This window comes from Arenimonas alkanexedens (assembly GCF_054781355.1).
Genome location: NZ_BAAGUO010000009.1, coordinates 62,429 through 71,306, shown reverse-complemented (window position 1 = coordinate 71,306; position 8,878 = coordinate 62,429). Strand labels below are relative to the sequence as shown.

Here is an 8,878-nt window from a genome sequence, read left to right as displayed (position 1 = left end):
ATCGGCGGACCAGTTCGACCAGCTCGTGCTTGTACTCAGGGCTGTAACGCTTGCGCTTGGACATGGACACTCCTTTGACCCAGTATGGATCTTAGTGAAAGTGTCCGCAGAATCGGGGTAGAACCCGACGTCTTCGGCATGGCTTAACTCAATCATCACGTGCCACAGGGGGCACCGTAGAACATGAGAATCACAAGGGTTTCTATCACGAACTATCGGGCTCTCAAGGACGTGAATATTCCCCTGTCCCGATTCGGCTGCCTCATTGGAGAAAACAACGCCGGAAAGTCATCCTTCTTGCAGGCTGTCTCTCTATTCTTCTCCGGCACCAAATTGTCTGCCAGTCACTTTTTCGACGTGGCCAAGCCCATACGCATCGCGGTAACCTTTGAAGAGGTCACGGATGCAGACCTAGCTCGATTGCAAGATGAACACCGTCCGCGCATTGCCGGGATCGTCAAGAGCGGCTGCATTGTTCTTGTCAGAGCGTACGACACCACCGGGAAGAGCTCACTCCTCTACAGCACGCTCACGCCGAATGATGCTCGGTTCTCCTCAGAGAGCATTGCCACGCTCGTTAAGAGTCAACGACCGAGCCAGGCATTCGTCAATAAGGTAGTCCAGACATTCCCGGAATTGGATGGTCGTGTGGATACGACCATGAATCAGGATGCAATCAAGCTGAAGATTCAGGAGCTTGCCGATTCGCTCCCGGATTACTAGAAGAGTGCCGCCGATCAGGCACTGCCCACCGGCATCGACAAGAGCATTGAGCCGATGCTCCCCGACCCGATATACATCCCGGCGGTTAAAGACCTCTCTGACGACATCAAGACAACCGAAAGCACCCCATTCGGTAAAATCTTGGCCATTCTTCTCCAAGCCATCGAAACGAAGTTGCCGGATGCGCATCGGCTCTTTGGAGAGCTCAACGCTAAGCTAAACCGCGTTCAGCAGCCCGACGGGACTTTTTTAGATAGTCGGCTCGACGAAGTGAAGTTGATTGAGTCCACGGTCGAAAAGTATGTCCGCGAGAGCTTCTCTGACGTGGCACTCCGCCTCATGATCCCACCCCCCGAGTTGAAGACGATTTTCTCGTCTGCCCGAATTTACGCCAACGACGGTGTAGACGGTCTGATTGATTCCAAGGGCGACGGGTTGCGCCGCGCCATCGTCTTTTCGATCCTGCGGTCCTACGTGGAACTCAAGGCAAAGCTTGGTCCCGTTACGACACTAGCCGAACAACCTGCACTGGCGGCCGAACAGACTCAACCACAAGTGGAAACCGCCCCGCCATCCTACCTGCTGTTGTTTGAGGAACCGGAGTTGTTCCTGCACCCCAAGGCCCAACACATCCTCTTCGAGGCCCTGCGGGTTTTCGCCATAGAGCACCACGTACTCGTTACGACTCACTCCCCAACATTCTTCGGACCCGGAGCGACCGGGACGTTTGTCAAGCTGCGCAAGTTGACGGATTCCACGCAGGCGTCTAGGCCATTCACCCAGGCCCAGCCAATTGACCTATCAGACATGACCGCCAAGGACCAGTTCCAAATCATCTGCTTTGAAAACAACAACGCCGCCTTCTTTGCTGATACGGTCGTCTTGGTTGAGGGCGACAGTGATTACCTCCTCATGCCGCACATTGCCAAAACTCTTAGTCCTGCATGGGACGTGGCCCAGGTGCCGATTCTATTTGCTCGAATCACCGGGAAGGGCAATATCCGGCGGTATCGTGAATTTTTCACGAGGTTCGGTGTGCGGGTGCCGGTTATTGCCGACCTGGACCTGCTGGTCAGTGGCTTCGATCACATCGCTCCCGATGATTTGGTAAGAACCGCGAGAGCAGAACTACTGGCGAAGGTTGACGAGTTGATCGTGCCCGATACCGATGGCCCGTCCACAAAGGACGCAAAGGGAGCTCATGATTCCGGCGAACTACGCGGTTTGTGGAGACGGGTCAGGGATTGCCAGGCAAAACTCAAAGATGGCGCCTGCACGCAAGCTGAGCATGACGGCGCCGTTGAGGCGTTCTTTGCATGGCAGCGAAAGGACAATCGCCTGACAGTCCTACAGACTAGTAGTGACACACACATGGTCCAGCTGAAACATCGCTTACTTGAGATGCTGAGAGCAGTCGATGTCTATGTGCTGGAGCGGGGCGCCATTGAACAGTACTACCCCGAAACTATTACAGGAGCGGACAAGCCTTCGCTTGCCCAAGACTTCTGCGCCAAAGTTGCCACGCGCGACGCGGTCCTAGCATGCTGCGATGAGCAGACGATCGAGAACAACGGTGATCGTCAGAGCGTCAAGGAGTTTGATCTTATTTTCAAAGCGATCTTTGAGAATCGTCGGAAGTGAGTGAATTTCAACGGTCGGGCAAACTACAGCATGCAACGAACCGCGCTGCAGGCCGCCACTGGTGCTTCGCGTTAGATATCCGCTCCTGCCCGGAAGCGGAAAGCAGTGGACAGTATGCAGGCGCCTCGATGCAGGCTACGCTTTTGGCCAACGTCCGTTGGGAGCGCGGTCTTGAACCTGAAATTACTCCCCGTCCTGTTCTGCATGCTCGCCGGGTGGGCGCACGCGGAAGTTGTGTGGGGCCCGACGGGCAACCACACTGGCACGTCCGTTCAGGGGGTTGGCGACCCCTTGGCGCCGAAGGGTGCGGAACTGCGGCTGGCCGCCACGTCGCTCGGACCCCAGGGTTTCGCCGGAGCGATGGCTGCGCTGGATGCGACCGCGTTGCGTGGACGCGAGGTCGAACTCACTGCGAGCCTCAAGGTGACGGCGGGCAGTAGCTCCGGCGCGATTTGGCTGCGGGCTGACGGTCCGGACGGCTCTCTTGCCTTCCTCACCACGGCGAATCTCCCGGTGCGCGCCGACGATGGGTCCCAAGCTCGGGCGGTGCGGCTGTACGTTCCGCTTGCCACCACCAGCATCAAGCTCGGCACCACGCTGGGTGGCATCGGTGCGATCGAGGCAAATTCCTTCAGGCTGACGGTATCCGAGGCTTCATCGGGAAAGGTGTCCGCTTATGACGTGCTCGAGGCGGCGATGGCCACCATGAAGGCCAACGCCCTACATGCGGACCAGGTGGACTGGGCCGCCGAGTCCGGGCGCCTGATGGGGTCGGAACTGAAAGACGCGCCTGCACCAGAAGCCTACGCGCGAATCAGTGACCTGCTGAAAGCACTGGGAGACCGGCACAGCTTCCTTCGGCCCCGTGCCGCAGCGGCGGGGAATCGCGCCAACGCGCCGCCGATGCAGGCGGTGTCGTCGGCAGTCTCGAACGACGTCGGGCACTTGCTGGTGCCGGCGTTCCGCGGGACGGATGCGGCTGCGAGCAAGCAGTTCAGCGCCAGCCTTTGCGAAGCGTTGTCGTCTGGCGAAAAAGCAGCCTCTCGGGGTTGGATCGTTGACCTGCGCAAGAACCCGGGGGGCAACATGTGGCCAATGATCGCCGGCCTTCGGCCTCTCCTGGGGAACGGGGACATCGGCTCGTTCAAGGATCGGAATGGCCGGGTCAGACCATGGCCGTCTCAATCACTCGAAGCGTGCCCCTCGCAGTTGTCGGGAATCCCGGTCGCTTTGCTGATCGGTCCTGCCACTGCGAGCTCCGGGGAAGCCGTGGCGGTCGCCTTTCGCGGACGGGCCAACACGCGCTTCTTCGGTCAGCCGACAGCCGGGGTCGCCACGTCCAACCGCGGGTTTCCACTGCCCGACGGAAGCATGCTGATGCTGACGACGGACGCCTTCGTTGACCGCGCTGGCATGCCCTACCCCGAGGGCATTGTTCCCGATGTCCAACTGGGTAACGACGAGGACACGGTTGCCGCGGCCGAAGCCTGGCTGCGCTCGCAGGGCAGCTAGGTCTGGACCCGACCCGAAGCGGACATCCGCTATCCAGACGACGCTCACCGCGACCTGGATCGAAACGTCCTTGATGCGGCCAACATTGAGAAGCCAATGCTGTCCGGGGTTGCGTCGGATTGTTTGCCGGACATGGCCGGCCTAAACTCGACAAGAATTATCGGGTTGCGGGCCAGCGGCCGTGACACCGATCGGATGTGTAACCGGACGCAAACGTCCTTATGTTCCATGGTTAGGCCGCCAGGGAGGTCTTTCGATGTCTAGTATTCGAATCCTTAGGAATTTCTTTGACCGTCCTGAGCGAGAGCAGGAAATCCTTCTTCATGCGTCATGGTGTGATCATTGCGAGATTGCCGGCTTCGCGCTGCTCCACCCGCAAGAATACGAGATGGATGGCGAGATTCTTCTCTCTGGCTTATGTCCGCGTTGTAACGGTGAGTGCATCACAGAGATCATTCAAAACCGAGGTTGCACGCACTAAGCGATGCGCGGCGCAGCCATTCAATCAAGCCGACGCCGGCGGCGCGGCTTAAATAAAGAGTTAGCTTGCAATGACGACTTCCAAGCAGTCCGACAATGAGAAACTTCTGATCCTAGTCGGTTCTATTGTCCTCGCCAGCCAAGACGCGGAGCGCTACTTGAAGTTGGCACTTCCGTTCATGACGTCCACAAATCCAGACCTTGGCGCTGCCCTCAAGCGTGCCGAAAAGATAAAAAAGAAGACCTTGGGAGAACTTACCGGCAAGTTGGTCGAAGCATCGACCTCAGACTCCCTCGATTTTTCGCAGCAGATGGCCGATCTAGTGGCGACACGCAATCAGGTAGTCCATCATTTCCACGAAACGTATGGTGCGCAGTTAAGCTCTGGTGCGATTCAAGAAGTGTTGGACTCCCTCACCAGCATTCTCTCCAATCTTAAGAGCTACCGTTCCGCTTTGGAAAAGGTAGCTCTTGCCGTGGTTGAGGGGCTGCGCGACGTTACGTTTCGCGATACGCCGGAGTACTCTGATATGGCAGATATTTGCGCGTCATTCCGCTCGCGGATTGCAAGCTAACATCGCGCCCATGGCGGACGGCCTCGCCGCCACTTAACTCCAGCGTTGAACGGCCGCTCCTGGCCGAAAGCGGACAGTCTCGCTGTTCTCACGCTCCAATGCAGAAGGATGTTCAGCTATTCCGGTGAGAGCGATGAGGTCGTCGGGCACCGCTCTAGTGCTGCCAGTCAGCCGGCCAGACCGGTCGGGAGGGCGTCGTGCGCGAGGTGCCTTTCCCGGGGTATCGAAAACATGGACGTTTTCGATAGGCCCCCATGGATGGGTTCACGGCGTCCCCGGGAAAGGGACCTTGCGTGCGGCGGCCGGTTGCGGGGGGGCGATCCCGGCGCGTTGGTCAGGTAAGGGCATCGGGACTGAAGTCCCTCCCACAGGGAGCTGGGGGGAAGGGCTTCGGGCCTGAAGGCCCTCCTACAGGTGTCGGTGGGGGGTGGGTTAGAACTCGAGGTCTAGGGAGGCGCAGAGGTAGTCGACGAGGGGGGCGACGCCGGTGAAGCCGGAGACGATGGCCTGGCGGAGGCGGGGGCCGAGGACGACTTCGTCTTCGAGAGTCTCGCCGGCGGTGAAGTCTTTGCGCTTGAGGTCTTCGATCAGCGGGTGGTCGGCGGGGAAGCCGCGGGGTGCGCGGGTCAGGGTGTCGCCCCACATCTCGTAGCGGCGCTTGAAGGCGGGCTTGTTCACCACCGCCTGCCAGCCGGCGGGATTGTCCACCAGGAAGTTGCGGATCTTGCGCTGCACGTCGGGCTCGGGGTGCCAGATGCCGCCGCCGAGGAAGCAGCCGCCGGGCTGGATGTGCAGGTAGAACGACGGCGCCGCCACCTGCTTGCTGCGGGCGTGGAAGAAACGGGCGCCGCCCCAGGTCTTGTAGGGCGTCTTGTCGTTCGAGAAACGCGTGTCGCGGTGGATGCGGAACAGCGAGCCGCCGTTGCCGCGCGGGTCGGCGCGGTAGTGCGGGCTGATGGTCATGATGTCCGGCCCCAGGTCCGTGATCAGGCGCTGGAACGGTTCCTTCAGATGCGTCTCATAGTCCTTGCGGTGGTCGTTGAACCATTCGCGGCTGTTGTTGCGCGCCAGCGCCCGCAGGAACTTGAAGGTCTTCTCGCTGAAATAGGTGCTCATGCCAGGCTGCGTTCCAGGGTTTGCCCCCAATCGAGCAGGGCGTCCAGCCAGGCCTGCTTCGGGCCGGGCGCGGTAGAAGCGCGAAGTGTGTCTATTTCGGCGTAATAACTTGTGAAATCGTACTCCGACAGCGCGCTTTCGCCGCCCAGCCGGGTGCGACGGTAGGCGTCCCAGCGGGCACGGCCCGCGGCGTCGAGCGACGCCGGCCAGTTGCGCGCCTGGTAGCGGAACAGCAGCTCGGCGAAGCGCGGGTCGTCGAAGCGTGGGCCGAGCTCCGGCAGCTCACCCGGTGCCGCGCTGCGCACCCGCGGGAACAGGCGCTTGTCGGCGTCGGAAGGAAAGCCGTCGTACAGCGCGGCGTCGGCGTCGGCCGGCTCGCGCGCGGTTTCGATGGCGAACACGCGGCGCACCTTCTCGGCCAGTCCGGGCGCGGCCCGCAGGCGTTCGGCGCGGGCCAGGCAGGCTTCGCGGTCGATGCCGAGGCGTTCGAAATCCGCTTCGCGCAGGTGTTCCAGCGGCAGCAGGATCGGGCACTTGTTGGTGTGCACTTCCTTGAGCGGGATCCGGCGCTCGCCCTCGGGCAGGTCCGCGGCGGGCGTATAGAGGCGGTCGGCAATCTCGTCGGGTTCCAGCGTCAGCAGCGCGTCCGGTTCCTCGTCCAGGCCGCAGACCAGCACCCGCGAGTCGATCTTCGGATGGCGCGCGATCGGCGCCACCAGGGCGGCGCAGTGCCGGCTGGCCGGGTAGCGCGAGGAGATGTGCAGCAGCGGCGTCATGTTCGCCACGTCCATCAGCGCGGCTACTTTGCGCTTGTCGCGCAGGGCGAAAGCGTAGTCCCACAGCTTGGGCTGGGCAGCCTTGAACTTGCGCGCCAGTCCGATGAGCGCGCGCACGTCGCTCAGCGCTTCGTGGGCGTCGCCTTCGCGCACGCCGTTGGCGGCGGCGAGGTGTTCGAGCTTGAAGCTGGGGGCGCCGTCCTCGCGCAGCGGCCACTCAAGCCCTTCCGGGCGCAGGGCCTCGGCCAGGCGCAGCACGTCCAGCAGGTCCCAGCGCGAATTGCCGTTGCGCCATTCGCGCTCGTAAGCGTCGTGGAAATTCCGGTACAGGCCGAAGCGCATGAACTCGTCGTCGAAGCGGATCGAGTTGTAGCCCACCGCGCAGGTTTGCGGCTGCATGAACTCTTCGGCCAGCCGCGCCATGAACACGCTCTCGAGCAGGCCGTCGGCCTTCGCCTGCTGCGGCGTGATGCCGGTAATCAAGGTCGCTACTGGCGAGGGCAGCAAGTCCTCGGCCGGCTGGCAGAACAGGCTGATCGGCTCGCCGATCGGCTTGAGATCCAGGTCGGTACGGATCGCCGCGAACTGGGCGATGCGGGTGCGGCGGGGATCGCGGCCGAAGGTTTCGAGGTCGTACCAGAGGAAGCTCGCAGCCATCAGATCGGCGCCAGCCGCGCATGCACCAGGGCGTCGGCCGCCGCCAGGTCTACGTCATCTAGCGATGCGCAGCCGCGCGTGGCGTCAACCAGCAGCTGGCGCTGGATCACGCCGCGCTCGAACGCCGTGGCGTAGGGAATGCAGGTGAAGCTGACCATGGAATAGCGCGGGATGAAGTGGCCGGGATGACGTTCGGCCAGCACCTGTTCCAGCGCACGCTGCACCAGGTAATCGGCGTCGTCCACGCGGTCGCGCATCTCGACGTAGTTTTCCAGCGCCATCGCCTGGATGGCGTCGGCATTGGGCCGGCGCTCGGCCTCGAAGCCGGCGAAGGCGGTCTCGAAATCGGCGGCCTCGGCGATATGCCGGTCCAGCGCGATGCAGTCCTCGAAGGCACAGTTCATGCCCTGGCCGTGGAAGGGCACCATGGCGTGGGCGGCATCGCCCAGCAGCACCGCGCGGCCGTTGAGGTGCCAGCGCTGCAGTCGCAGCGTGCCCAGGCTGCTGACCGGGTTGTCGGTCCAGTCGGCGTCGAAGTCGGGCAGCAGGGGCAGCGTGTCGGCGAAGTCGCGCTTGAAGAAATCGCGGGCAGACTGCAGGTCGGGCAAGGTGTGGAAGCTGGGCTCGCCCTCCATCGGCAGGAACAGCGTGACCGTGAAGGTTTTCTCGGTGTTGGGCAGGGCGATGCACATGTAGGCGCCTCGCGGCCAGATGTGCAGGGCGTTGGGATCGATACGGAAGCCGCCGTCTTCGGCGGGCGGGATTTCGAGTTCCTTGTAGCCGTGGCGCAGCGGCTCGAAGTGCTCCTCCATGGCCATCCATGGGCGCATGGCCTGGCGCAGCCCGGAGCCGGCGCCATCCGAGCCCATCAGGGCTTCGAAGGGCTGGGGTCGCGCCGTGCGGTCGTGGTCGTTGACGAACAGGGCCACCCGCCGCTCGAAGTCCACGCTGTCCAGGCGCTGGTTGAAGTGGATGCGTGCGCCGGCCGCCTCGGCGGCATCCAGCAGCGCGATGTTCAGCCGGCCGCGGTGCACCGACCAGATCACTTCGCTGTCGTCGCGGCCGTAGCGCTGAAGCTGCTGGGCACCGTCAAGCGCATGCACCATGCGGCCGCGCATCATCACCGCCTGCGCCATCACCACGTCCTGCAGGCCGGCCCGGCGCAGCGCATCCAGGCCGCGCTCGGCCAGGGCCAGGTTGATGGACCGGCCGCCCTCGTAGCCCTTGGTGCGCGGGTCGGGGCGCTTCTCGTAGACATCCACCGACCAGCCGCGGCGCGCCAGCAGGGTGGCCAGCAGGGCGCCGGCCAGTCCGGCACCGACGAGGGTGAGCTTGCGTTCAGCGGATGGATTCAAGACAGATCCCGGGAAGTCAGGAGAGTGCAGGGAGGCGGCGTAG

Annotated in this window: 7 protein-coding genes; 4 read left to right on the top strand and 3 right to left on the bottom strand. The window is 62.5% G+C overall.

Features of this window, described 5'->3' with window-relative positions; translation table 11 throughout:
* Positions 1–183: 183 nt before the first annotated feature.
* The 4 genes from ACYVGY_RS13455 (at position 184) to ACYVGY_RS13440 (ending at position 4,931) form a co-directional block, all read left to right on the top strand.
* On the top strand, positions 184–723 hold the full coding sequence (locus ACYVGY_RS13455) for an AAA family ATPase (protein ID WP_460458012.1): 540 nt from the start codon (positions 184–186) through the stop codon (positions 721–723).
* Between the two features lie 54 nt (positions 724–777).
* Positions 778–2,364: an ATP-dependent nuclease gene (locus ACYVGY_RS13450; protein WP_460458011.1), complete on the top strand. Its 1,587-nt coding sequence runs from the start codon at positions 778–780 to the stop codon at positions 2,362–2,364.
* Positions 2,365–2,535: 171 nt separating this feature from the next.
* On the top strand, positions 2,536–3,876 hold the full coding sequence (locus ACYVGY_RS13445; protein WP_460458010.1) for a S41 family peptidase: 1,341 nt from the start codon (positions 2,536–2,538) through the stop codon (positions 3,874–3,876).
* 551 nt (positions 3,877–4,427) lie between these two features.
* Positions 4,428–4,931, top strand: coding sequence for a hypothetical protein (locus tag ACYVGY_RS13440; protein WP_460458009.1), 504 nt, complete (start codon positions 4,428–4,430; stop codon positions 4,929–4,931).
* 432 nt (positions 4,932–5,363) lie between these two features.
* On the opposite strand, the gene ACYVGY_RS13435 is transcribed toward ACYVGY_RS13440, so the two are convergent.
* From ACYVGY_RS13435 to ACYVGY_RS13425, 3 genes are read right to left on the bottom strand one after another with little or no spacing between them, the layout of a single operon-like run.
* Positions 5,364–6,047, bottom strand: a complete 684-nt coding sequence (locus tag ACYVGY_RS13435; RefSeq protein WP_460458008.1) for a DUF2461 domain-containing protein — start codon at positions 6,045–6,047, stop codon at positions 5,364–5,366.
* Complete coding sequence (gene sbcB, locus ACYVGY_RS13430) at positions 6,044–7,480, bottom strand: exodeoxyribonuclease I (RefSeq protein WP_460458007.1); 1,437 nt, start codon at positions 7,478–7,480, stop codon at positions 6,044–6,046. The genes ACYVGY_RS13435 and sbcB overlap by 4 nt, the downstream gene beginning before the upstream one ends.
* A complete protein-coding gene (locus ACYVGY_RS13425; RefSeq protein WP_460458006.1) occupies positions 7,480–8,835 on the bottom strand; it encodes an FAD-dependent oxidoreductase in 1,356 nt (451 codons plus the stop codon). Before ACYVGY_RS13425 ends, sbcB begins: the two co-directional genes overlap by 1 nt.
* Between the last annotated feature and the right edge of the window lie 43 nt (positions 8,836–8,878).